The organism is Streptomyces sp. NPDC090741 (assembly GCF_044769045.1).
GTDB lineage: Bacteria > Actinomycetota > Actinomycetes > Streptomycetales > Streptomycetaceae > Streptomyces.
The window spans coordinates 213540-237816 of the sequence record NZ_JBIVXF010000015.1 but is presented as its reverse complement, the minus strand read 5'-3'; the positions used below and the strand labels follow the sequence as shown (position 1 = coordinate 237816).

Here is a 24277-nt window from a genome sequence, read left to right as displayed (position 1 = left end):
ACTGCAGGGGGGACCCTGTGGGAGAGTAGGACGCCGCCGAACAATCATTGTAGAAAGCCCCGTACCGGGTATCCGGTACGGGGCTTTTCTGCGTTCTGGCCCGGTGCGGCTTCCTGTAGGGTCAGGAGGCATCGTTCGTACGTTCAACAGTGGAGGCCCCCGGGTGGAGGTCCAGGAGACTCGGGTTCAGACGGACCGAATTTTCACCATTCCGAACATCCTGAGCATGGCTCGCCTCGCCGGCGTGCCCCTGTTCCTCTGGCTGATTCTGGAGAAGCACGACGGCTGGGCACTGGCCGTGCTCATGCTCAGCGGGGTCAGCGACTACCTCGACGGGAAGCTGGCGCGGCGCTGGAATCAGATCAGCAACCTCGGTCGGCTGCTGGATCCGGCCGCAGACCGGCTGTACATCCTCTCCACGCTCTTCGGTCTGACCTATCGAGACATTCTGCCGCTCTGGCTCACCGGGGCGCTGGTGGCCCGTGAGCTGATGCTGCTGGTCATGGTCTGGATCCTGCGCCGTCACGGCTATCCGCCGCCGCAGGTCAACTTCCTCGGCAAGGCCGCAACCTTCAACCTGATGTACGCCTTCCCTCTGCTGTTGCTCAGTGACGGTACGGGTTGGTTGGCCTGGATGGGGGCAGTTTTCGGATGGGCGTTCGCCGGATGGGGTACAACCCTCTACTGGTGGGCAGGAATCCTTTACGTGGTGCAAGTCCGCCGGCTAGTGAAGGCGGACGCCGCGGCCGATTGAGCTCGCTCGGCGTGGGGCTGACGCGGAGGAGTTGCGGAGTCACCGTCCGGGCCGGTGAGGTCGGCGAGAACGTCGTCTCTCAAGGAGGACTCTTCCGACATGAAGGCCGTCGTGATGGCCGGTGGCGAAGGCACTCGCCTTCGCCCCATGACCTCGAGCATGCCCAAGCCGCTCCTGCCGGTGGCCAACCGGCCGATCATGGAGCACGTGCTCAGGCTGCTCAAGCGGCATGGGCTCAGCGAGACCGTTGTTACCGTCCAGTTCTTGGCGTCACTCGTCAAGAACTACTTCGGTGACGGCGAGGAGCTCGGAATGGAGCTCACCTATGCCAACGAGGAGAAGCCACTCGGCACTGCCGGCAGTGTGAAGAACGCCGAGGAGGCCTTGAAGGACGATGCTTTCCTCGTCATTTCCGGCGATGCGCTCACCGACTTCGACCTCACCGATCTCATCCGCTTCCACAAGCAGAAGGGCGCACTCGTCACGGTGTGCCTGACCCGGGTGCCGAACCCGCTGGAATTCGGCATCACCATCGTGGACGAGGAAGGCAAGGTCGAGCGCTTCCTCGAAAAGCCGACATGGGGGCAGGTGTTCTCGGACACCGTCAACACCGGTATCTATGTGATGGAGCCCGAGGTCTTCAATTACGTGGACCCGGACGTTCCGGTCGACTGGTCCGGAGATGTTTTCCCGCAGCTGATGAAAGAAGGCCGGCCGATCTACGGCTATGTGGCCGAGGGCTACTGGGAGGACGTCGGCACGCACGAGAGCTACGTCAAGGCGCAGGCCGACGTACTCGAAGGCAAGGTCCAGGTCGAGATGGACGGCTTCGAGATCTCGCCCGGCGTGTGGATCGCCGAAGGCGCCGAGGTGAGCCCGGACGCCGTGCTGCGCGGGCCGCTGTACATCGGGGACTACGCCAAGGTCGAGGCCGGCGTGGAGATCCGCGAGCACACGGTCGTCGGTTCGAACGTCGTCGTGAAGAGCGGGGCCTTCCTGCACAGGGCCGTCATCCACGACAACGTCTACATCGGGCCCCACAGCAATCTGCGCGGCTGCGTCATCGGCAAGAACACCGACATCATGCGGGCCGCCCGGATCGAGGACGGGGCGGTCATCGGTGACGAGTGTCTGGTCGGTGAGGAATCGATCATTCAGGGCAACGTCCGGGTCTACCCCTTCAAGACGATCGAGGCCGGCGCCTTCGTCAACACGTCGGTGATCTGGGAGTCGCGAGGTCAGGCGCATCTGTTCGGCGCCCGCGGGGTCACCGGCATCCTGAACGTGGAGATCACCCCCGAGCTGGTGGTCCGGCTCGCCGGCGCGTACGCGACGACCCTGAAGAAGGGCGCGACGGTCACCACGGCCCGTGACCACTCCCGCGGCGCGAGAGCGCTCAAGCGGGCGGTGATCTCGGCGCTGCAGTGCAGCGCGATCAACGTACGCGACCTGGAGAACGTACCGCTGCCGGTGGCGCGACAGCAGACCGCGCGGGGTACCGCGGGCGGGATCGTCGTGCGGACCTCGCCCGGAGTGCCGGACTCGGTCGACATCATGTTCCTGGACGAGCGAGGAGCGGACCTCTCGCTCCAGCAGCAGCGCAAGCTGGACCGGGTGTACGCGCGGCAGGAGTACCGCAGGGCGTTCCCGGGCGAGATCGGCGACCTCCAGTTCCCGGGCAGCGTCTTCGACGCCTATACGGGTTCCCTGCTGCGCCGGGTGGACACGACCGGCATCGCCGACTCCGGGCTCAAGGTGGTCGTGGACGCCTCCAACGGCAGCGCCGGGCTGGTTCTGCCCAGCCTGCTGGGCCGGCTGGAGGTGGACGCGCTGACGATCAACCCGGGGCTCGACGAGTCCCGGCCGACGGAGACCGCGGAGTCCCGACGGGCCGGGCTGGTGCGGCTCGGAGAGATCGTGGCCTCGGCGAGGGCCGCCTTCGGAGTGCGCTTCGACCCGGTGGGTGAGCGGATCTCGCTGGTGGACGAGCGCGGGCGGATCATCGAGGACGACCGGGCGCTGCTGGTGCTCCTCGACCTGGTGGCCGCGGAGAAGCGCAGCGGCAAGGTGGCGCTGCCGGTGACCACGACCCGGATCGCCGAGCAGGTGGCGGCGTACCACGGGACGCAGGTGGAGTGGACGACGACCTCGCCCGACGACCTGACGCGCGTGGGCCGGGCGGAGAACACGATCTTCGGCGGGGACGGCCGGGGCGGTTACATCGTTCCGGAGTTCAGCAGTGTCTTCGACGGGTCGGCGGCGTTCGTCCAGCTGATCGGGCTGGTGGCGCGGACGCAGCTCACGCTGAGCCAGATCGATGCGCGGATACCGCGAGCCCATGTACTCAAGCGGGACGTGCCGACCCCGTGGGCGGTGAAGGGGCTCGTCATGCGGCGGGTCGTGGAGGCGGCGGGGGACCGGCAGGTGGACACCACCGACGGTGTGCGGGTGGTCGAGGCCGACGGGCGGTGGGCGCTGGTCCTGCCGGACCCGGCGGAGGCGGTCACGCACCTGTGGGCCGAGGGTCCCGACGACGCGTCCGCGCAGGCGCTGCTCGACGAGTGGGCCGGCGTGGTGGACGGTGCCGGGCACTGAGCGTCCGTAGCCGACGGAAACGGCGTGGTCCGGTGGGCCGGGTGCGGCGGATGTCGCTCCCTGTCCGCCGGACGGGCGCATTCGGTGTGGGCGGCGCCGACATGCGACGATGAGCGGCATGTCGCAGCCGCCCCACAACCGGAGTTCGGCGCCGGCGCCGCCCGCGCGCCCGGACGCATCCATGTCGCTGCTGACGCACGTGATGGACCACAGTCTCGACGAGGGCTACGCGGAAGCGTCGGACCGGCGCGAGGCGGACGGCACGGCGGGTCTGCCGCGCACCCTGAAGGCCAAGCTGGCGCTCGCCGCCGGGCTCGTGCTCGCCGCCATGGTCGTCACGCTGGGTGCCGCCCAGGCGCGGATAGCCGCGCCGGTGCTGGCCAAGGAGCGGCAGGAGCTGATCGACCGGGTGCAGCGGGCCGACGAGCACGCGGACGGTTTGGAGCGGGACATCGAGCGGCTGCGGGAGAACGTCGCGAGCCGCCAGCGGGAGGCGCTCAAGCAGCACGGCGGGGACCAGGGGCAGCTCGTGGCGCTGCTGTCCGGTGCGACGGAGGTCCAGGGACCCGGTCTCAAGCTGGTCGTGGACGACGCGAAGGGCTCCTCCTCGGGCGGCGGCGGCAAGCCGCGCGAGAGCGCCGGGTTCTCGGACACCGGCCGGCTGCGGGACCGGGACATGCAGAAGATCGTCAACGGGCTCTGGCAGTCCGGCGCCGAGGCCGTCTCGATCAACGGGCAGCGGCTGACGGCGCTGTCGGCGATCAGGGCCGCGGGTGACGCGATACTGGTCGACAACAGGCCGCTGGTGCCGCCGTACGAGGTGCTGGCGGTGGGGGACAAGAAGCGGCTCGGGACCGCGTTCCAGGATTCCGCGGACGGCCAGTACCTGCACGCCCTGCAGGAGAACTACGGGATCCGCGCCACCTTGTCCCCGGCGGACGAGCTGCGGCTGCCGGCCGCGTCGAGCCTGACCGTACGTACAGCTACAGCAGAAGAGCCGAAGAAGGGTGCATCGTGATCGCGGTACTGGGCCTGGTGGCCGGAGTGGTGATCGGACTTCTGGTCCGGCCCGAAGTGCCGGCCGTCGTCGAGCCTTATCTGCCGATCGCCGTGGTGGCGGCGCTGGACGCGGTGTTCGGGGGCCTGCGCGCGATGCTGGACGGCATCTTCGTCGACAAGGTCTTCGTGGTGTCGTTCCTGTCGAACGTGGTCGTCGCGGCGCTGATCGTCTTCCTCGGCGACAAGCTGGGCGTCGGCTCGCAGCTGTCCACCGGTGTGGTCGTGGTCCTCGGCATCCGCATCTTCTCCAACGCCGCGGCCATCCGCCGGCACGTGTTCCGGGCGTGAGGCCGATGAGTACGAACGACAACCCGCCCGAGGAGCCGATGGGCTCGGAGCTGCCGCCGCAGGACGAGCCGGCGCGGCCCGCCGAGCCCGCGGCGCCCGGCGAGGGGGCCCAGCCCGCCCAGCCCGGCCAGCCCGCCCAGCCCGGCCAGGCCGCGAAGCCCGCCGAGCCCGCCGGGCCCGTGCGGAGCGGTCGGCAGCGGCTGGCGGAGGCGGTGTGGCCGCCGCGCGTGAGCCGGGCCCAACTGATCGTCGCGCTGCTCCTGTTCGTCCTCGGGCTGGGCCTGGCCATCCAGGTGCGCTCGAACAGCGACTCCAGCGCGCTGCGCGGGGCCCGTCAGGAGGACCTCGTACGGATCCTCGACGAGCTCGACGGGCGGACCAAGCGCCTGGAGGACGAGAAGCAGCGGCTGGAGGACCAGCGCAAGGAGCTGGAGAGCAGCTCGAACCAGGCCGAGGAGGCCCGTCGCCAGACGATCGAGAAGGAACGCCAACTCGGGATCCTGGCCGGTACGACGGCGGCGCAGGGACCGGGCATCACGCTGAAGGTCACCGATCCCAAGGGGCAGGTGCAGTCGGACCAGCTGCTGGACACCCTCCAGGAGCTGCGGGCGGCCGGGGCCGAGGCGATCCAGGTCAACGGGGTGCGCATCGTGGCGAGCTCGTTCTTCTCGGACGAGGGCGGCGGGATCGGGATCGACGGTAAGAAGATCACACAGCCTTATGAGTTCAAGGTGATCGGCAAGCCGCAGGATCTGGAGCCGGCCCTGAACATTCCCGGCGGTGTCGTGCAGACGCTGGAGAAGGAACAGGCCAACGTCGCCGTCACACGGTCGGCGAAGATCGTTGTGGATGCCTTGCGGGCTGCGAAGCAGCCTGACTACGCTCGGTCGTCAACGTCGTGACGCGGAACGGAGCGCGGACGGGCTCACGCGGGCTGATGCCTGCGGGGGGTCGGCGCACTGAAGTCGTGCCGCGTGGTGGAAACTGTCTGGTGGTTACGGACGTTGTGAGAATGTCCGGGTCGGCAGGTGTGTGCATTCGGAGTTCGTCCTGCCCCACGGGCGGGTCTGTTTCGTTCAAGGGGAATCGCCCGTGAAGTTGTTTGAGAAGTTGTTCGGCAAGAAGAACCGCGAGGAAAGCGGTGCGGCCAAGCACCGCGCGGGGCAGGGAGAGGTGGAAGGGCAGGGCGACCGGCCGCTCTTCCGTGACGAGGTCGCCGGCGCGGGGGATGTTTCGGGCGCGCCGGGCGCGTCGTCTGTTGACCCTGCCGGTTCCGGACGCATAGGTTTCGGTGAACCATCAACCTCAAGTTCGGGTGGAGGGTTTGCCCCCGACCCGTATGCCACCAATGCCTCCGCGGGGCAGCCGCGGCGCGAGGAGCCGTCCATGTCGGCCGAGCAGGTTTGCAGCAGGTGCGGACACCGCAGCGATGCGGCCAGCCGGTTCTGCTCCAACTGCGGCGCGCCGCTGCGGGCGGGTCTGACGCCGGAGCGTGCCTCGGAGACCACGTCCACCATCTCGATCTCGGGCCTTGAGGCCTACGAGGCCGAGGTGTCGGGACAACAGCACGTGTCGTCCTCGCTGTCCCCCGAGGCCCAGGCCGCGGTGGAAGCTCTGCCTCCGGGTTCCGCTCTGCTCATCGTGCGGCGCGGCCCCAACTCCGGCAGCCGCTTCCTCTTGGACGGTGAGCTGACCACGGCGGGCCGGCACCCGCAGAGCGACATCTTCCTGGACGACGTCACGGTCTCCCGGCGGCATGTCGAGTTCCGCAGGAGCCAGGACGGCGGCTTCACCGTCGCCGACGTGGGCAGCCTCAACGGCACGTATGTGAACCGTGAGCCGATCGACTCGGTCGCCCTGCACAACGGCGACGAGGTGCAGATCGGCAAGTACCGGATGGTCTTCTACGCGAGCCTGCGGGGCGTCTGACCGCCCCCTGGGCTCCGCCTGGGGGGACCCCCACCTCCGGACTCCGTCCGGGGGTCACCCCCAGAGGGAAGGTCCCATGCTGCGTATCCCGGCCGGCGGTGCACCGAAGAGCGGCACCGCCGGAAGCACCGGCTCTGCCGGGCGGCTGGTGAGCATCGGCACGGTGCTCACGCTGCTGCGCCACGAGTTCCCCGAAGTCACGATCTCGAAGATCCGTTTCCTGGAGGCGGAGGGCCTCGTCGAGCCCCGGCGCACACCTTCCGGATACCGCAAGTTCAGCACCGAGGACGTCGAGCGGCTGGCCCGGATCCTGAGGCTCCAGAGGGACCACTACCTGCCGTTGAAGGTCATCCGCGAGCAGCTGGACGCGCTCGCCCGCGGCGAGCAGATCCGTATCCCCGCGCCCACGGCGCACGGGGATTCCGTCGATCCCGCGAGCCCTTCCGCCGTCTACGGCGAGGTGGGCCGGGAGCGGGCGGCCGCGGCCCGGATGGGGCGCGCCGAGCTGCTCGCCGCGGCCGAGGTCGACGAGGCGCAGCTCGCCGAGTGGGAGTCGTACGGGCTGATCGGCGAGGCACCCGGCGGTGGATTCGACGCCGAGACGGTCACCGTGGCCCGGCTGGTGGCGGATCTGGGCCGGTTCGGGCTGGAGCCGCGGCACCTGCGGGCCATGAAGGCCGCCGCGGACCGTGAGGCGGGTCTGGTCGAGCAGGTCGTGGCACCGCTTCGGCGGCACCGCAACCCGCAGACCAGGGCGCATGCCGAAGCCACGCTGAAGGAGCTCGCGGGGCTGTCCGTACGGCTCCACGAGGCCTTGGTGCAGACCGCGCTCGGGGTCCGTCTGCACTGACCTCGGGGATCCCCGAGGGGGCCCGACTACCCAAACCTGCCGGGCAGGTCCTAGGGTTGCTGTGTGAACGAGCTCGACGTTGTGGGTGTCCGGGTGGAAATGCCCTCCAACCAACCGATCGTGCTCCTGCGTGAAGTGGGAGGCGACCGGTACCTCCCCATCTGGATCGGACCAGGGGAGGCGACCGCCATTGCCTTCGCGCAGCAGGGCATGGCCCCTGCCCGGCCGCTGACGCACGACCTGTTCAAGGACGTGCTGGAGGCGATCGGCGAGGAGCTCACCGAGGTCCGGATCACGGATCTGCGGGAGGGCGTCTTCTACGCGGAGCTTGTCTTCGCCAGCGGGGTCGAGGTGAGCGCGCGGCCTTCCGACGCCATAGCGCTGGCCCTGCGTACCGGAACGCCGATCTACGGGAGCGACGGCGTGCTGGACGACGCCGGAATCGCCATTCCGGACGAGCAGGAGGACGAGGTGGAGAAGTTCCGCGAGTTCCTCGACCAGATCTCCCCGGAGGACTTCGGTACCGGACCGCAGTGAGCCGTCGGCCGCGCCGTCCGCGCCGCGTGTCCCCGGGGGGCGTCAGCCCATTCGGTTAGCCTTTCCCCGGCATAGGACACGGGAAACCACTCTCAGGGTGATTATCACTCGGCGTGCCGAGTGTGGCGATCGTTGACGCACCCCTGGTGACTGCCTACCTTCGAGGGGGCAGGTCAAGGACGGAGGGTCGGCGTGAGAGTCACGGGCGACGGTACGACCGGGGGCATCCCCGTGCGGAGTGACGGTGGGCCGTACCCGCTCCACGGCAGTGCGGCCGGTTCCGCGCGCCGTCAGCCGGACGGCGCGCAGGTCGCACCGGTGGGCGCGGACGCGGCACCCGAGCAGGTGGGCTACCGGGGACCGACCGCGTGCGCCGCGGCGGGCATCACGTACCGCCAGCTCGACTACTGGGCGCGCACCGGGCTGGTGGAGCCCACGGTGCGCCCCGCTTACGGCTCCGGGACCCAGCGCCTCTACAGCTTCCGGGACGTCGTCGTCCTGAAGATCGTCAAGCGCTTCCTGGACACCGGGGTGGCGCTGCAGAACATCCGGACGGCCGTCCAGCACCTGCGCGACCGCGGTTTCTCGGACCTGGAGCGCATGACGCTGATGAGCGACGGCGCCACCGTGTACGAGTGCACCTCGCCGGACCAGGTCGTGAGCCTGCTCCAGGGCGGGCAGGGCATCTTCGGCATCGCCGTGGGCGTGGTCTGGAGCGACGTGGAGAACGCGCTGTCGCAGCTGCACGGCGAGCGGGTCGACACCGGCGAGACGGTGGTCGGCCACAACCCGACGGACGAGCTGGCGGCGCGGCGCAACCGGGCCGGCTGAGCCCGCCCCGGCGCGGTCCGAAGACGCCGGGCCCGGCCCCGGCCGAATGTCAGTGGCATGAGGCAGCATCGGGGCTGTGAGAGCCGCGCCGACCATCCTGCATCTGGACATGGACGCCTTCTACGCCTCCGTGGAGCAGGCATCGAAGCCGAGCCTGCGCGGGAAGGCCGTGATCGTCGGCGGGCTCGGACCGCGCGGGGTGGTCGCCACCGCGTCCTACGAGGCCCGGCGCTTCGGGGTGCATTCGGCGATGCCGATGGCCCAGGCCCGCCGGCTCTGCCCGAACGGCGCGTACCTGATCCCCCGCTTCCGGCTGTACCAGGCGGTCAGCGAGGTGGTCATGGGACTGCTGCGGGAGCTTTCCCCGCTGGTGGAGCCCCTCAGCCTGGACGAGGCCTTCGTGGACCTGGAGGCGGGCGGGACCGCATTCGACTCGAAGGGCGCCCGGGAGACGGGGGAGCGGCTGCGGGCGGACATCCGGGCCGCGACCGGACTGAGCGGGTCCGTCGGGCTGGCGGGGTCCAAGATGCTGGCCAAGGTGGCGTCCGAGGAGGCCAAGCCGGCCGGGCTGCTGCTGATCGAGCCGGGGACCGAGCGGGAACTGCTCGCCCCGATGTCGGTGCGGACCCTGCCCGGGGTGGGGCCCGTCACGGGGGAGCACCTGCGGCGCGCGGGGATCACCACGGTCGGGGAGCTGGCCGAGGCCGGCGAGGACGAGCTGGTCCGGATGGTCGGGCGTTCGCACGGGGTCGGGCTGTACCGGATGGCGCTGGGGCTGGACGACCGGCCGGTGGTCGCCGAGCGCGACGCGAAGTCCGTGTCGGTGGAGGACACCTTCGACGTGGACCTGCACGACCGGGTGCGGATCCGGACCGAGGTGCAGCGGCTCGCCGACCGGTGCGTGCAGCGGCTGCGGGGATCGGGGCACTCGGGGCGCACGATCGTGCTGAAGGTGCGGCGCTACGACTTCTCGACCCTGACGCGCTCCGAGACGCTGCGGGGGCCCACCGACGACCCCGCAGTGGTGCGGGAGGCCGCGGCGCGGCTGCTGGAGGCGGTGGACACCACGGGCGGGGTCCGGCTGCTGGGGGTGGGCGTGACGGGCCTCGCGGACTACACGCAGGAGGACCTGTTCGCGCAGTCCATGGCGGCGGAGGCGGAGGCAGCCGCGGAGGTGGCCGCGCAGGAAGCCGCGCAGGAAGCCGCCGAGGCGGCTGCGGAGGGCGGGGCCACGGAGCCGGCCGGTGCCCCGGTGGCAGGGGTGCCGGGAGCGTCTGGAGGGCCGGGAGAGGCTCCGCGGGGTGCGGAGCCGTCAGGGGCGTCCGGGGAGCCGGAGCCCGCCCCGGAGCGGCGCTGGGCGGCCGGTGGCGACGTACTGCACGCCGTGTACGGGCCCGGATGGGTGCAGGGCAGCGGGGTCGGGAGGGTGACCGTGCGGTTCGAGCAGCCCGGATCGGCGCCGGGCCGGGTGCGTACCTTCCGGGTGGAGGACCCCGAGCTGGAGCCCTCCGATCCACTGCCCCTCGTGGGGGAGGCCGGGGCGGACGCGACCTAAGGGGTGTCCTCGCCGTTCGCCAGGCGGCCGAAGTCGCGCTGGACGTCCGACGGGAGGGAGACGTCCAGTCCGTAGTGGTGGTAGAGCTGGAGTTCCTGTTCGGGGGAGAGGTGGCGGCCGACGCCGAAGTCCGGGGCGTCCTTGATGAGGGAGCGCTCGAAGGGGACCCGCAGGGTGTCGTCGACGACCTCGCTCGGCTCCAGCGGGACGAACGCGTCCCGGCTGAACAGGCCCGTCCGGACGGCGGCCCATTCGGGCACGCCCGTGGCATCGTCGAGGTAGACCTCGTCGACGGTGCCGATCTTGGTTCCGTTGCGGTCGAACGCCTTGCGGCCGATCAGGCTGCGCGGATCGATGTCGGTCTGCACGGTCCCTCCATATGGTCGCAACTCCTCCGTAATGACTACAGAAGGGCATTTCCGGAGTGCGGGCCACTCGAGTCAGGGCCCAGAACCTCGCTGGTAGGCTGGGTGACGGCTGTTGACCCTGTGCGGGAGAGTCCTCCGAGTGAGTACGACGGAGGCGCCGAAGGAGCAAATCCTCCCCGGAATCTCTCAGGCATACGTACCGCACGTGACGAGGCCACTCTGGAAAGCAGGGGCGGGTACCGGGCGCACAGTGCCGGTTCCCCTCCTCACCGACGGTGAAAGCCGGAATCCGCGGGCCACCCCCGCGACTCCGGTGAAGCTCTCAGGTTGAGATGACAGAGGGGGAGGCCGTCCGGGTGCCCGCGCCGTGGTGCCCCTCGCAGGTCGTACGACCCAGGAGGCCTCCGTACATGACCGCCAACCGCATTCCGCTCTCCCAGCTGGAGCGAGGCATCCCCTTCGAGCAGCGCCACATCGGCCCGGATGCCGAGGCGCAGGCGAAGATGCTCGCCCACGTGGGCTACGGCTCGCTGGACGAACTGACCGCCGCCGCGGTACCGGATGTGATCAGGAGCGCCGAGGCGCTGAACCTGCCCGAGGCGCGGACCGAGGCCGAGGTGCTGGCCGAGCTCCGCTCGCTCGCCGACCGCAACCAGGTCCTCACCCCGATGATCGGTCTCGGCTACTACGGGACCTTCACCCCGCCGGTGATCCTGCGCAACGTGATGGAGAACCCGGCCTGGTACACGGCGTACACGCCCTACCAGCCCGAGATCTCGCAGGGCCGCCTCGAGGCGCTCCTCAACTTCCAGACCGTCGTCGCCGACCTCACCGGCCTGCCGACCTCCGGTGCCTCCCTGCTCGACGAGGGCACCGCGGCCGCCGAGGCCATGACGCTGGCCCGCCGCGTCGGCAAGTCCAAGGGCAACATCTTCCTCATCGACGCCGACGCGCTGCCGCAGACGATCGCCGTGATCGAGACCCGCGCCGAGCCGATCGGCGTCGAGATCGTCGTCGCCGACCTGTCCGCGGGCATCCCGGCCGAGATCGCCGAGCGCGGCGTCTACGGTGTGCTCGTCCAGTACCCGGGCGCCTCCGGTGCCGTACGGGACATCAAGCCGGTCATCGACCAGGCGCACGGCCTCGGCGCGATCGTCGCCGTCTCCGCCGACCTGCTCGCGCTGACCCTGCTGACCTCCCCGGGCGCGCTCGGCGCGGACATCGCCGTCGGCACCACCCAGCGCTTCGGCGTCCCGATGGGCTTCGGCGGCCCGCACGCCGGCTACATGGCCGTCCAGGACAAGCACGCCCGTTCGCTGCCGGGCCGCCTCGTCGGCGTCTCCGTGGACGCGGACGGCAACAAGGCTTACCGCCTGGCCCTGCAGACCCGCGAGCAGCACATCCGCCGCGAGAAGGCCACCAGCAACATCTGCACCGCGCAGGTGCTGCTCGCCGTCATGGCCGGCATGTACGCCGTCTACCACGGCCCGGACGGCCTGCGGACGATCGCCCGCCGGACGCACCGCTACGCGGCCCTGCTCGCGGCCGGTCTCAAGGCCGGAGGCGTCGAGCTGGTGCACGGCTCGTACTTCGACACCCTCACCGCCCGGGTGCCCGGCAAGGCCGCCGAGGTCGTCGCCGCCGCCCGCGAGGGCGGGGTCAACCTGTTCCAGGTCGACGCCGACCACGTCTCCGTCTCCTGCGACGAGACGACGCTGCGCGCCGGCATCGAGGCGGTCTGGGCCGCCTTCGGCGTCAGCGGCTCCGCCGCGAATATCGAGGCGCTGGACGAGACCACGGCCGACGCACTGCCCGAGGCCCTGCTGCGCTCGGACGACTACCTGGCGCACCCGGTCTTCCACCAGCACCGCAGCGAGACCGCGATGCTGCGCTACCTGCGCAAGCTGGCGGACAAGGACTACGCGCTGGACCGCGGCATGATCCCGCTGGGCTCCTGCACCATGAAGCTCAACGCGACCACCGAGATGGAGCCGGTCACCTGGCCCGAATTCGGCCAGCTGCACCCGTTCGCCCCGGTCGAGCAGGCCGAGGGGTACCTCACGCTCATCACCGAGCTGGAGGAACGTCTCTGCGAGGTCACCGGCTACGACAAGGTCTCCATCCAGCCGAACGCCGGCTCCCAGGGTGAGCTCGCCGGCCTGCTGGCCGTCCGCGCCTACCACCGGGCGAACGGCGACGAGCAGCGCACCGTCTGCCTCATCCCGTCCTCCGCGCACGGCACCAACGCCGCCAGCGCCGTGATGGCCGGCATGAAGGTCGTCGTCGTCAAGACCGCCGACGACGGCGAGGTGGACGCGGCCGACCTGCGCGCCAAGATCGAGCAGTACCGCGACGAGCTCTCCGTGCTGATGATCACGTACCCCTCGACGCACGGTGTGTTCGAGGAGCACGTCGCCGACATCTGTGCCCAGGTGCACGAGGCCGGCGGCCAGGTCTACGTGGACGGCGCCAACCTCAACGCCCTGGTGGGCCTGGCCAAGCCCGGTCACTTCGGCGGCGACGTCTCGCACCTGAACCTGCACAAGACCTTCTGCATCCCGCACGGCGGCGGCGGCCCGGGCGTCGGCCCGGTCGGTGTCCGGGCGCACCTGGCCCCGTACCTGCCGAACCACCCGCTCCAGCCGACCGCGGGCCCGGAGACGGGCGTCGGCCCGATCTCGGCGGCGCCGTGGGGCTCGGCCGGCATCCTGCCGATCTCCTGGTCGTACGTGCGCCTCATGGGCGGCGAGGGCCTCAAGCGCGCCACCCAGGTGGCGGTGCTCGGCGCGAACTACATCGCCAAGCGCCTGGAGCCGCACTACCCGGTGCTCTACACCGGCCCGGGCAACCTGGTCGCGCACGAGTGCATCATCGACCTGCGCCCGCTGTCGAAGGCGACGGGCGTCAGCGTCGACGACATCGCCAAGCGCCTGATCGACTACGGCTTCCACGCGCCGACCATGTCCTTCCCGGTGGCCGGCACGCTGATGATCGAGCCGACGGAGTCCGAGGACCTCGCCGAGATCGACCGCTTCTGCGACGCGATGATCGCCATCCGCGGCGAGATCGACCGGGTCGCGGGCGGCGAGTGGCCGGTGGACGACAACCCGCTGGCCAACTCCCCCCACACGGCGGCGGCGCTCGGCGGCGAGTGGAACCACCCGTACAGCCGCGACGAGGCCGTCTTCCCCGGTGGGGTCACGGCTGCGGAGAAGTACTGGCCGCCGGTGCGCCGCATCGACGGTGCCTTCGGCGACCGCAACCTGGTCTGCTCCTGCCCGCCGCTGGACGAGTACGACAACTGATCCGCGGGGCACCGCGCCCGTGGAGTGACCTGACATGTTCGTATGACATGACGGCATGACGAAGGGGCCGGTCCGGGAGAATGATTCCCGGGCCGGCCCCTTCGTCGTACTCTTCCGCGCGCTTCCCGTTCCGTGCTGTCGCCGGTCAGGCCGCTTTCATCACGTGCGCCGCCGCGAGCGGGCGGTGCGGGGCGATGATCTGGCCGTCCGGCAGCAGCTCACCGGTGTCCTCGAAGAGCAGGACGCCGTTGCACAGCAGGCTCCAGCCCTGTTCCGGGTGGTTGGCCAACGGCTTGGCGGCCTCCCGGTCGGCGGAGTCGGCTGACGGGCACGCTGGCTGGTGCTGGCACATGGATGCGTTCTTTCGCTGCGATGTGGTCTGTGTGCTGCGGCTCGAAGCTTTGTTCATGGCCGCCCCCCGTATCAACGTCTTGGTTTGGTCAGGGTCCCAGTGTTGCCCTCCGGAGTTGCGTCCGCAGGGATTTCCCGGCAGCTGTCCTCATAGATTGATGACGCATCACTCGTGCGGGCGGTTCAGGTCAACTCCCCTGTCATTTCGGATGGTTCGGGGGTGGCCCGACTGGGCTAGGCCGAATGGGCCGTACGGACCACCGGCAGGGAACGCACCTGCTCAGACCCGCCGCGCCGCGGCCCGGAACCCCCTCAGGCGGCCGGCGCGGCCAGCGACGGCGGGACCGGCGGGCTCGGCGGAGTGAGCCGGTGCGTCAGCACGGGCAGCAGTTCGGACACCGGGTGCGGCCGGTACGGGGCGATGCCGGGCGGGGCCGGAGCCAGCGGCACCAGCAGATCCGCGGCGGCGGGCAGCCCGGCGGAGGCGTCGGCGCCGACCGCCCCGTGCAGCCACAGCGTCAGCATGTACAGCTCCGGTACGGAGAGCAGCCGCGGTTGGTAGCTCTTGCCGAGTGATTCCGCCTGGCGCAGGGCACGTTCGGTGGCCGCGACGTAGGGGCCCTCGAAGAAATGGGAGAAGACCCAGCCGTCCGGTGTCAGCCGGGTGTCCGCGGCCGCGACGTAGCGGTCGCCGCTGCGGATCAGGAACCGCCAGGCGGTCAGCCGGGTGCGGGGCGGGCGGCCCCCCGCTGCCAGCTGGGAGATGTTCAGCCGGTCCAGGACGTGGACCGGCAGCGGCAGTTCGGCGGTCATCGGGCCCTGCAGCGCGCGCAGGGCCGGAGTGTGCGCCTCGTGGACGGCGGTGGGGGAACCGAGTGCCGCGAGGACGCTGCGCAGGGCGGGCGCGGGAGCCGGAGGGACATGCAGCGGCATGGTGGGTCGCCTCTCACTTGGGAGACCTGTGGAACGGGGCAGGTGCGGACGGCGCTGTCGCATTCTGGGGCCAGAGGGGGGCTGAGGGGCAATGGCCGCGCGCCAACTCTCTGCCTCGTTTGCGGAGTTTATACGACATGTGTTCACGCAGTGTTTCGGCTAGCTGTCCCGCCTATTGCCGACAAGGCGCTTACCGGTCCCGCTGACATGGCTTTCATGCCGGTTGCACGCGAACAATCCGCGCTGACCTCGGAGGTTACCGGACGGGGGCTCGGCTGGAAAGCGTCCATTATCCGGAACCGGCAAAATCCATGCGGAATTTGCATACGACGTCTTGCCAAGTGAATGTGCCATAGCGCCCTTCGGCCAAACCGGCGCGCGCTCCCCGCCACGCACGCCCCCTCCGCGTTATTGATCTCGCCTCCGGGGCATCATCGACCGTACACACGCGCCTGGGTGGCATGGGCCGGGCGCAATCGAGGAGGGACGCTCCGATGGGGGAGAAGGTCGTGGCGGGCGGATTCGACCTGTCCGATCGGCAGAAGTATCGGAGGAAGCTCCACGAGTGCCTGGAGGGGCTGGAGCGGCTTCTGGCGGAGAAGAGGTTCGATCGGCCCAAGAACATGATGGGGCTGGAGATCGAGCTGAATCTGGCGGGTTCCGACGGGTTGCCGAGAATGGTGAATGCCCAGGTTCTGGAGCGGATAGCGAGCCAGGATTTCCAGACCGAGCTCGGAATGTTCAACCTGGAGGTGAACGTACTTCCGCACCGGCTCGGCGGCCGGGTTTTCGACCAGCTCGCCGAGGAACTGAGTGCGGGGCTCGGCTACGCCCACCGGCAGGCCGCGGAGATCGACGCCGGGGTGGTGATGATCGGCATCCTGCCGACGATCACCCGCTCCGACCTGGTCACCGCCAACCTCTCCGCCGTGGACCGCTACTCGCTGCTGAACGAGCAGATCCTGATGATGCGCGGCGAGGACTTCCTGCTCGACATCGACGGGGTCGAGCGGCTCACCTGGAGCACCGGGTCGATCGTCCCGGAGGCCGCCTGCACCTCCGTACAACTGCACCTGCAGGTGACGCCGGGCCGGTTCGCCGACGTGTGGAACGCGGCGCAGGCGGTGGCCGCCGTACAGATAGCCGTCGGCGCCAACTCGCCGTTCCTGTTCGGGCGCGAGCTGTGGCGGGAGTCGCGGCCGCCGCTCTTCACGCAGGCCACCGACACCCGGCCGCCCGAGCTGCAGGCCCAGGGGGTGCGGCCGCGGACCTGGTTCGGGGAGCGCTGGGTGGAGTCGGCGTACGAGCTCTTCGCCGAGAACGTCCGGTACTTCCCGGCCCTGCTGCCCATCTGCGACGAGGAGGAGCCGCTGCGCGTGCTCGCCGAGGGCGGCGTGCCGAGCCTGCAGGAGCTGGTCCTGCACAACGGCACGGTCTACCGGTGGAACCGGCCCGTGTACGGGGTCGCCGACGGGATGCCGCATCTGCGGGTGGAGAACCGGGTGCTGCCGGCCGGGCCGACGGTCGCCGACGTGGTGGCGAACGCCGCCTTCTACTACGGGCTCGTGCGGACTCTCGCCGACGAGCAGCGGCCGGTGTGGACGCGGCTGCCGTTCGCCGAGGCGGAGGCCAACTTCGACGCGGCCTGCCGGTACGGCATCGACGCGCGGCTGCGCTGGCCGCGCCGGGGCCGGGGCGGAGGCCTGGCCGGAGTGTCCGCCGTACGCCTGGTCCTGGACGAGCTGCTGCCGATGGCGGCGGCCGGGCTGGACGCGTGGGGCATCGAGCCCGCCGACCGCGACCACTACCTCGGCATCATCGAGGAGCGCTGCCAGCGGCGGGTCAACGGGGCGACCTGGCAGGTGGACACCTACCACCGGGCGCTCGCGTCCGGGATGGGACGGGACGAGGCGCTGGCCGCCATCACCCGGCGCTACAGCGAGCTGATGCACAAGGGCGACCCCGTGCACACGTGGCCGGTCGGGCTGGCGGACGAGGAGGTGAGCGCCGCGGTGCCGGCCCGGCGCTGAACCGGTGCTGAACCGGTGAGGGACCCCGGCTCGCCGAGCCGGCCCCGGCCCCGCCGCCGCCCGCGTTCCGGGTCCGGTGATCCCCTTCCCCGGCCGAAGAGGCAGTATGGGGTGGACGAAGCGGAACGGCGGGACGGGAGTCGGACGTGCGGGCGGAGCCGGAACCGGTGGTCAAGGCGTTGCACGAGGACGGGCGGGGGGTCCTGCGCACCGAGACGCTGCTCGTGCTGGCGCTGTCGCTGGGGGCGAGCGCTTGCTCCTCGCTGATCAGCTTCATCGGCTCGCTGACCAAGCCGGGCGGCCTCAAGGACCAGGCCGCCACGCTCAACGGCTCGTACGCCCCCGGCCGGCCGTGGCTGGACCTGGCCTGGCAGCTGTTCGGCATCGGCACCGCGCTGGTGCCGGTACTGCTGGTCGCCCACCTGCTGACCCGGGAGGGCGCGCCGGGGCTGCGGGTGCTGGGCTTCGACCGCACCCGGCCCGGCTGGGACCTGGGGCGCGGAGCCCTGGTCGCGGCCGGGATCGGGAGCGCGGGGCTGGCCTTCTACCTGGCGGCGCGGGCGAGCGGGTTCAACCTCACGGTGGTGCCGGAGGCGCTGCCCGACGTGTGGTGGAAGTTCCCCGTGCTGATCCTCTCCGCCCTGCAGAACGCGGTGGTGGAAGAGGTCATCGTGCTGGCCTATCTGCTGCGCCGGCTCGACCAGCTGGGCTGGTCGCCGATGGCCGCGCTGCTGGCCAGCGCGGTGCTGCGCGGCTCGTACCACCTCTACCAGGGCGTCGGCGGCTTCCTCGGCAACATGGTGATGGGCGTCGTCTTCGTGCTGGCCTACCGCCGCTGGGGCCGGGTGGGGCCGCTCGTCGTCGCGCACGCGCTGCTCGACATCGTGGCCTTCGGCGGGTACGCACTGCTCGCGGGCAAGGTGGGCTGGCTGCCGACGCCGTAGGCGGTAGGCGTAGGCGTGGGCGTAGGCGTGGGCGACCACGGCGCCGGCGCCCCCTTCCGTCCGTCAGGGGCGGGCGAGCAGTTCGCCGTCGATGACGGTGACCGCGTTGCCGGTCAGGAGCGTACGGTCGCCGGCCAGCCGGACCGCGACGCGTCCGGTGCGCGCCCCGCCCTGGAGGCCGACGAGTGAGGTACGGCCCAGCCGGGCGGCCCAGAACGGGGCGAGCGCGGTGTGGGCGCTGCCGGTGACCGGGTCCTCGTCGATCCCGAAGGCCGGGAAGAAGCCGCGGGAGACGAAGTCGTACCCGCGGGAGGGGTCCTCGGCGGCCGCGGTGACGATGATCCCGCGGCGGGCGTGGCCGCGCAGGGCTGCGAGGTCGGGGGTGAGCTCCCGTACGGCCCGCTCGTCCGCCAGCTCGACGAGCAGGTCGCCGATGTGCTCCGACGTGTCGTGGACGGACCTGATCTCTGCGCCGAGGGCGCTCCGTACGGCGGGGTGCGCTTCCACCGGTGTCAGCGAGGACGTCGGGAAGTCCATGGTGATCGTGCCGCCCTCGGCGGTCCCGGCGGTCTCGGCTGTGAGGATGCCGCACCGCGCGGAGAACCGGATCAGCCCCGTGGCCAGGCCGCTCGTCGCGATCACGTGCGCCGTGGCGAGCGTGGCGTGGCCGCACATGTCGACCTCGGCGGTGGGGGTGAACCAGCGCAGGGCCCAGTCGGCGTCCCCGCCGGGCGGCAGCGGGCGGGCGAAGGCGGTCTCGGAGAGGTTGACCTCGGAGGTGACCTGCTGGAGCCAGGCGTCCGGGGGGAACTCGCCGTCGAGGAGGACGACTCCGGCGGGGTTGCCGCGGAAGGGGCGGTCGGTGAAGGCGTCGACGATTCGGAGGCGCATGCACCGACGGTAGGGCCGTTTCTCGATCGTCGACAAAGGCCAATCGCGGATGACTGGCCTGTGCCCTGTCTCACCGAACCTTGACCGATCTCACGGAAGTTCGACCGGCCCCGCTGCTGGTCACCGCTGCTGCCGTCACCGAGGGCCGCACCGTTGATGCGCCCCGCTCCGCGGTCAGGACGTGCAGGCGGGGACCGACCCGACAGGGCGGCACTTGTTGGGCGTGTTGTCGACACGGGTGCGTTTGAGCAGGGTGGTGCTGCGCGGCCCGTTGTAGACGGCGCCTCCCTGAAGCGCCGCGCTGTTCCGCAGGCCGCTGTCGTGCACTTCGAGGGTGCTGCCTTGATCGACGAAGATGGCGCCCCCGTAGTTCGCCGTGCTGTTGGTCACGGCGCTGTGCCGGAGGACGAGCGTCGCCCCGTCGGTGGGCAGATAGGTGCCGGCGTATTCGAGACAGCCGCCGCCGGTCGCGGTGACACCGTCGACGGTCAGACGCCCATTCGGGCCGTCGATCTCCGCGATGCGAAAGGCCTCGGAGGCGTCGGGGTCCCGTCGGGTGGTGGTGTTACGACTCAGCAGCGTGACCGTGCCCGTGATCTGCGGCAGGGCGTTGGCGCCGAGCCCGCCGCGCTGTCGCCGGCACGCTCGGCGACTTCGATCGGGTCCACGTCCATCCGCTCGATTGGCGTCTCTCCGAAGCCCTCCCGGGCGGCAGCGCCGGGGCCGGTCGGTGAGACGGACAGCCTGGTCACGCACGTGTTCGGTACGAGTTTCCGATATATCGTTGACGCATCGCGATGGGTCAGCGATAGTAGAGGCATCGCAAGAGCGATGACATGAAACCGAAAGACGAAAGGAGCGCAGTCATGCGTTCACACGGACAGCACGAACACGAGCACGGACGGGGCCACGGCCACTGCGGGCCCGATCGTCGGGAGGAGTTCAAGGGGCGGCGCGCCGCCTTCGGCCCGTTCGGACCGCCCTTCGGCGGCGGCCCCTGGGGCGGGCGCGGCGGACGCGGCGGACCGCGCGGCCGGGCCCGGCGCGGAGACGTGCGCGCCTCGATCCTGGCGCTGCTGAAGGACCGGCCGATGCACGGCTACGAGATGATCCAGGAGATCGGTGAGCGCAGCGGCGGGGCCTGGAAGCCCAGCCCGGGATCGGTCTACCCGACCCTCCAGCTGCTCGAGGACGAGGGGCTCATCTCCAGCGAGAGCGAGGGCGGCAAGAAGCTGTTCACGCTCACCGACGCCGGCCGCACCGAGGCCGAGTCCGGCTCCGAGGCCCCCTGGGCCGACGCCGGACGCGGAGTCGACTTCGAGGCGATGCACGAGGTCCGGACGGCCGGCATCGGCCTGTTCGAGGCCTTCGGGCAGGTCTTCAAGACCGGCTCGGCCGAGCAGCGCGAGAAGGCCCTCGCGGTCATCAACGACGCCCGCAAGAAGCTCTACCTGATCCTGGCCGACGAGCACTGAGCCGGCCGGCGAAATGAAAACGGCGCGCCCCGCGAGTCCTCTCGCGGGGCGCGCCGCCGTATCCGGGTACCCGCCGGGGGGAGGGGTCAGGCGACCAGGCCGGCGAGCTTGCGGAGCGACTCGTTCAGCGCGGCGGTGGCCGAGTCCTTGAGCTTGCCCGCCATGAGGGAGACGGCGGCCCCGTTGAACTCCCCGTCGATGCGGACCGTGGTGGCCTCGCCGTCGGGGACGAGGGTGTACCGGGTGAGGATGGCCACGCCCATCGGGCCCTTGCCCGTGATGGCGAAGACGCGTTCGTCCTCCAGCTCCGAGACGGTCCAGGCGACCTCGGCCGGGAAGCCCATCATCTTCATGTTCTCCACGAAGGTCGCCCCGACCGCGAGGGTCTCGGGGCCGCCCTTGGGGAAATTGGTGTGGGTCATGCTCCACTCGCCGTACGCCGCCCAGTCCGTCAGCTGGGCCCAGACCTTCGCGGCGGACGCCTCGATGCGTGATTCCGCGGTCACTTCGGCCATGCGGCCACCCCTTCTCGTCGGGTACGTGCGGCGGAACGTAGCCCCGGCGGGCGGAACATTCAATACTGACGACCTGTCAGAAACGATCGGCCCGGTCACGCCCGGTCTCGGAACCGTCTCAACAGGTGTCATGCCTGTGACGGTGCTGACCGGCCCTGCCATGATGGCCCGATGCAAGCGTCAGGGAGAAACGCCGGACTGGGCCTCGCGCTCGTCTCGGCGGTTGCGTTCGGTGGTTCCGGTGTGGCGGCGAAGCCGCTGATCGAGGCGGGTCTGGACCCGCTGCACATGGTCTGGCTCAGGGTGACCGGGGCGGCGCTGGTGCTGTCCCCGCTGGCCTGGCGGCACCGCGATCTCCTGCTGCGCAAACCCCTGCTGCTCGCCGGGTTCGGGATCGTCGCCGTCGCGGGCGTGCAGGCCTTCTACTTCGCCTCCCTGTCGCGGATCCCGGTCGGCGTGGCCCTGCTGCTGGAGTACCTCGGCCCGGCGCTGCTGCTCGGCTGGATCCGCTTCGTGCAGCGCAAGCCGGTGACGCGGGCCGCCGCGGCCGGCGCCGCCGTCGCCGTCGTGGGGCTGGCCTGCGTGGTGGAGATCTGGTCCGGGCTGAGCCTGGATCCGCTCGGCGTACTGCTCGGCCTCGCCGCCGCCTGCTGCCAGGCCTTCTACTTCGTGTTCGCCGACCACGGCGCCGACGGCGGCGCCGAGGACGACGTGCCCGACCCGATCGGCGTGATCGCGTACGGCATGCTCGTCGGCGCGCTGGTGATGACGGTGATAGCGCGGCCGTGGCAGATGGACTGGCAGGTGCTGAGCGGGTACGCGGCGATGGGGGACCTGAGGGTGCCCGCGTGGGTCCTGCTCGGTTGGGTGGTGCTGATCGCGACGGTCTTCGCGTACCTGACCGGCGTGGTCTCGGTGCGCAAGCTCTCGCCGCAGGTGGCCGGGGTCGTCGCCTGCCTGGAGGCGGTCGTGGCCACCGTGTTCGCGTGGATCCTGCTGGGCGAGCACCTGTCGACCCCGCAGATCGTCGGCGGTGCGCTGGTGCTGGGCGGGGCCTTCATCGCGCAGTCCGCGCGGTCCACGCCGCCGGGTGCGGCCGATCCGGACCCGGCCGTTCTGGACCGCGAGACGACGAGAGCCTAAGGTGGCGATCATGCATTCGACCGTGCTTCCGCCTCCCGCCGCGTAGCCGCGGGCAGCTGCCCTTCCGACGAGGATCCGCCCCGGGGAGTTCCCGGGCCGATCCGCGCTGCCCGCGAAGCGATGACCTTCCCTTTCATCCTTCACGCATGCGCGGAGCACACTCGTGTCGAATCTTTCGCCCGCTTCAGGGCGCAGTCTGCTGTACCTGGTCGTCGCCGGAGCCGCCTGGGGCACCGCCGGGGCGGCCGCCTCCCTCCTCTTCCTGGCCAGTGACCTCGGCCCGCTCGCCCTGTCGTTCTGGCGGTGCGCCGGCGGGCTGGTTGTGCTGTTGGGGGTGCTGGCCGTACGCCGCCCCCGGGGCGCGGCGGCTGCGGCCCGGGCAGCGGCGCGGCCGTCGGTGGCCTCGCTCATCGGGACCGGCCTGATGTTCACGCTCTTCCAGTCCGCGTACTTCGGCGCCGTGCGCGAGACGGGCCTGGCGGTCGGCACGGTCGTCACCCTCGGCGCCGGACCGGTGCTGATCGCGGTCGGGGCGCGGTACTGGATGGGCGAGCGGCTCGGCCGGGGCGGCGCGGCCGCCGTTGTCGGGGCGCTGGCCGGGCTCGCCGTGCTCGTCCTGGGTGGTGGGGGCGGCGAGGTGCGGCCGGTCGGCGTCGGCTGGGCCCTGCTGTCGGCCGCCGGGTACGCCGGCATGACGCTGCGGGCCCGCTGGCTGGGGCGGCGCGGGGCGGGCGGGGACCCGCTGGTCACCACCGCCTGGTCGGTCGCGGTGGGCACGGTGTGCCTGCTGCCGCTCGCCGCGGCGGAGGGGCTGGTGCCGCACACCGCCGAGCTCGGGCGGGTGCTGTGGCTGCTGGTGTACGTGGCCACGGTGCCGACGGCGCTGGCGTACGCGCTGTACTTCACCGGGGCCGCCGCGGTGCGGGCCGCGACCGTGTCCGTGATCATGCTGATCGAGCCGGTCAGCGCGGCGGTGATCGCCGTGCTGGTGCTCGGGGAGCGGCTGACCGGGGCCGTGGTGCTGGGCACCGTACTGCTGCTGACGGCGGTGGGTGCGCTGATCGCGGCGGAGGCGGGCAGGCCTGCGGGCGATCCTGCGGACGGGCCTGAGGGCGGGCCGGGGGTCCGGCCCGCCCGTGCGCCTCGTGGGCCGCGTGAGTCGGGTGAGCTGGGTGAGTCTGGTGAGCCGGGTGAGCCTCGCGGGGCTCAGAGCGCGGCGAGGTAGTCCGGGGTGGCGATACCGGGGGCCAGGTCGTCGGCCGGGATCGGGGTGCCGTGCACCGGCGCGACCGGTACCACGCCCGACCAGTAGGGCAGGCCCAGGTCCTCGGGCTCGTCGTTGGGGCCGCCGGTACGGATCTTCGCCGAGACCTCGCCCAGGTCCAGGCGGATCACCGCGGTGGCGGCGAGCTCCTTGGCGTTGGCGGGCCGGGAGTCGGTCGAGCGGCCGGGAACCACGTGGTCGACGAGGGCGTCGAGAGCCATCCGGCGCTCGGCCTCGTCGGTCACCTGGTAGGCGGTGCCGTGCACGATCACCGAGCGGTAGTTGATCGAGTGGTGGAAGGCGGACCGCGCCAGCACCAGGCCGTCCACGTGCGTCACGGTCAGGCAGACGGGCAGTCCCGGGTCGGACTGGCCGGCGGCGAGCAGCGGGCGCGAGCCGGTCGAGCCGTGGACGTAGAGGGCCTCGCCGACCCGGCCGTACAGGGTCGGCAGCACCACCGGGGCGCCGTCGCGGACGAAGCCGAGGTGGCAGACGTAGGCCTGGTCGAGTATCGAGTGGACGGTCTCGCGGTCGTAGCGCGCCCGCTCGCGGGAGCGGCTCGGGACGGTGCGGTCGGTGGGCTCGTAGCCGCCGCCGGTCGCCCCGGTAGCCCCGGTCGCCCCGGCCGTCCCGTTCGTCTCGGGCATCTCTTGCGTGTCG

Annotated in this window: 23 protein-coding genes and 1 riboswitch; of the genes, 16 read left to right on the top strand and 7 right to left on the bottom strand. The window is 71.0% G+C overall.

Annotation, left to right across the window (positions count from 1 at the left end):
- The first annotated feature begins 163 nt into the window (after window positions 1-163).
- From ACIQU4_RS33065 to ACIQU4_RS33020, 10 genes are all read left to right on the top strand, one after another.
- Window positions 164-754, top strand: coding sequence for a CDP-alcohol phosphatidyltransferase family protein (locus ACIQU4_RS33065; protein WP_053688838.1), 591 nt, complete (start codon window positions 164-166; stop codon window positions 752-754).
- A gap of 99 nt (window positions 755-853) precedes the next feature.
- Complete coding sequence (locus ACIQU4_RS33060) at window positions 854-3349, top strand: sugar phosphate nucleotidyltransferase (protein ID WP_403738593.1); 2496 nt, start codon at window positions 854-856, stop codon at window positions 3347-3349.
- Window positions 3350-3458: 109 nt separating this feature from the next.
- Window positions 3459-4367: a DUF881 domain-containing protein gene (locus ACIQU4_RS33055; protein WP_403738590.1), complete on the top strand. Its 909-nt coding sequence runs from the start codon at window positions 3459-3461 to the stop codon at window positions 4365-4367.
- A complete protein-coding gene (locus tag ACIQU4_RS33050; RefSeq protein WP_365953911.1) occupies window positions 4364-4696 on the top strand; it encodes a small basic family protein in 333 nt (110 codons plus the stop codon). Before ACIQU4_RS33055 ends, ACIQU4_RS33050 begins: the two co-directional genes overlap by 4 nt.
- 5 nt (window positions 4697-4701) lie before the next feature.
- Window positions 4702-5598, top strand: a complete 897-nt coding sequence (locus tag ACIQU4_RS33045; RefSeq protein ID WP_403738587.1) for a DUF881 domain-containing protein — start codon at window positions 4702-4704, stop codon at window positions 5596-5598.
- Window positions 5599-5728: 130 nt separating this feature from the next.
- Complete coding sequence (locus ACIQU4_RS33040) at window positions 5729-6625, top strand: FHA domain-containing protein (RefSeq protein WP_385591467.1); 897 nt, start codon at window positions 5729-5731, stop codon at window positions 6623-6625.
- A gap of 76 nt (window positions 6626-6701) precedes the next feature.
- On the top strand, window positions 6702-7475 hold the full coding sequence (locus ACIQU4_RS33035; RefSeq protein WP_403738584.1) for a MerR family transcriptional regulator: 774 nt from the start codon (window positions 6702-6704) through the stop codon (window positions 7473-7475).
- 63 nt (window positions 7476-7538) lie between these two features.
- Window positions 7539-8012 (top strand): bifunctional nuclease family protein, encoded by a 474-nt coding sequence (locus ACIQU4_RS33030; protein ID WP_030009777.1) that lies wholly within the window; start codon window positions 7539-7541, stop codon window positions 8010-8012.
- A 192-nt stretch (window positions 8013-8204) separates the two neighbouring features.
- Complete coding sequence (locus ACIQU4_RS33025; protein WP_403738582.1) at window positions 8205-8843, top strand: MerR family transcriptional regulator; 639 nt, start codon at window positions 8205-8207, stop codon at window positions 8841-8843.
- A gap of 76 nt (window positions 8844-8919) precedes the next feature.
- On the top strand, window positions 8920-10398 hold the full coding sequence (locus ACIQU4_RS33020; RefSeq protein ID WP_403738579.1) for a DNA polymerase IV: 1479 nt from the start codon (window positions 8920-8922) through the stop codon (window positions 10396-10398).
- Here the strand turns inward: ACIQU4_RS33020 and ACIQU4_RS33015 are convergent.
- Window positions 10395-10766 carry a PRC-barrel domain-containing protein gene (locus tag ACIQU4_RS33015; protein ID WP_403738576.1) on the bottom strand — a complete coding sequence of 124 codons (372 nt, stop codon included), beginning with the start codon at window positions 10764-10766 and terminating at the stop codon, window positions 10395-10397. The two genes, ACIQU4_RS33020 and ACIQU4_RS33015, sit on opposite strands and share 4 nt — an antisense overlap.
- Window positions 10767-10879: 113 nt before the next feature.
- Window positions 10880-10978, top strand: a riboswitch (glycine riboswitch).
- Window positions 10979-11176: 198 nt separating this feature from the next.
- Between ACIQU4_RS33015 and gcvP the strand changes: the two genes are divergently transcribed.
- Window positions 11177-14071, top strand: a complete 2895-nt coding sequence (gene gcvP / locus ACIQU4_RS33010; RefSeq protein ID WP_403738574.1) for an aminomethyl-transferring glycine dehydrogenase — start codon at window positions 11177-11179, stop codon at window positions 14069-14071.
- Between the two features lie 145 nt (window positions 14072-14216).
- On the opposite strand, the gene ACIQU4_RS33005 is transcribed toward gcvP, so the two are convergent.
- Window positions 14217-14423: a DUF5999 family protein gene (locus ACIQU4_RS33005; protein WP_030158404.1), complete on the bottom strand. Its 207-nt coding sequence runs from the start codon at window positions 14421-14423 to the stop codon at window positions 14217-14219.
- Window positions 14424-14734: 311 nt separating this feature from the next.
- Complete coding sequence (locus ACIQU4_RS33000; protein ID WP_403738570.1) at window positions 14735-15355, bottom strand: hypothetical protein; 621 nt, start codon at window positions 15353-15355, stop codon at window positions 14735-14737.
- Between the two features lie 494 nt (window positions 15356-15849).
- Between ACIQU4_RS33000 and ACIQU4_RS32995 the strand changes: the two genes are divergently transcribed.
- Window positions 15850-17385, top strand: a complete 1536-nt coding sequence (locus tag ACIQU4_RS32995) for a glutamate-cysteine ligase family protein (protein ID WP_403738568.1) — start codon at window positions 15850-15852, stop codon at window positions 17383-17385.
- Between the two features lie 146 nt (window positions 17386-17531).
- Window positions 17532-18329 carry a CPBP family intramembrane glutamic endopeptidase gene (locus tag ACIQU4_RS32990; RefSeq protein WP_403738565.1) on the top strand — a complete coding sequence of 266 codons (798 nt, stop codon included), beginning with the start codon at window positions 17532-17534 and terminating at the stop codon, window positions 18327-18329.
- Window positions 18330-18392: 63 nt separating this feature from the next.
- On the opposite strand, the gene ACIQU4_RS32985 is transcribed toward ACIQU4_RS32990, so the two are convergent.
- Together ACIQU4_RS32985 and ACIQU4_RS32980 are read right to left on the bottom strand one after the other, a co-directional pair.
- On the bottom strand, window positions 18393-19220 hold the full coding sequence (locus ACIQU4_RS32985; RefSeq protein ID WP_403738563.1) for a PhzF family phenazine biosynthesis protein: 828 nt from the start codon (window positions 19218-19220) through the stop codon (window positions 18393-18395).
- A gap of 174 nt (window positions 19221-19394) precedes the next feature.
- Window positions 19395-19976, bottom strand: coding sequence for a hypothetical protein (locus tag ACIQU4_RS32980; protein WP_403738560.1), 582 nt, complete (start codon window positions 19974-19976; stop codon window positions 19395-19397).
- Window positions 19977-20086: 110 nt separating this feature from the next.
- Between ACIQU4_RS32980 and ACIQU4_RS32975 the strand changes: the two genes are divergently transcribed.
- Window positions 20087-20695 (top strand): PadR family transcriptional regulator, encoded by a 609-nt coding sequence (locus ACIQU4_RS32975; protein ID WP_385591484.1) that lies wholly within the window; start codon window positions 20087-20089, stop codon window positions 20693-20695.
- Window positions 20696-20781: 86 nt separating this feature from the next.
- Here the strand turns inward: ACIQU4_RS32975 and ACIQU4_RS32970 are convergent, their stop codons facing one another.
- The gene (locus ACIQU4_RS32970; protein WP_403738557.1) at window positions 20782-21210 is read right to left on the bottom strand and encodes an SRPBCC family protein; all 429 of its coding nucleotides are present in this window, start codon (window positions 21208-21210) and stop codon (window positions 20782-20784) included.
- 171 nt (window positions 21211-21381) lie between these two features.
- Between ACIQU4_RS32970 and ACIQU4_RS32965 the strand changes: the two genes are divergently transcribed.
- Window positions 21382-22353: an EamA family transporter gene (locus ACIQU4_RS32965; protein ID WP_403738555.1), complete on the top strand. Its 972-nt coding sequence runs from the start codon at window positions 21382-21384 to the stop codon at window positions 22351-22353.
- A gap of 163 nt (window positions 22354-22516) precedes the next feature.
- A complete protein-coding gene (locus ACIQU4_RS32960) occupies window positions 22517-23578 on the top strand; it encodes a DMT family transporter (protein WP_403738552.1) in 1062 nt (353 codons plus the stop codon).
- Here ACIQU4_RS32960 and ACIQU4_RS32955 read toward each other — a convergent pair.
- A complete protein-coding gene (locus ACIQU4_RS32955; protein WP_403738631.1) occupies window positions 23560-24264 on the bottom strand; it encodes a pyridoxamine 5'-phosphate oxidase family protein in 705 nt (234 codons plus the stop codon). The two genes, ACIQU4_RS32960 and ACIQU4_RS32955, sit on opposite strands and share 19 nt — an antisense overlap.
- Window positions 24265-24277: the final 13 nt, after the last annotated feature.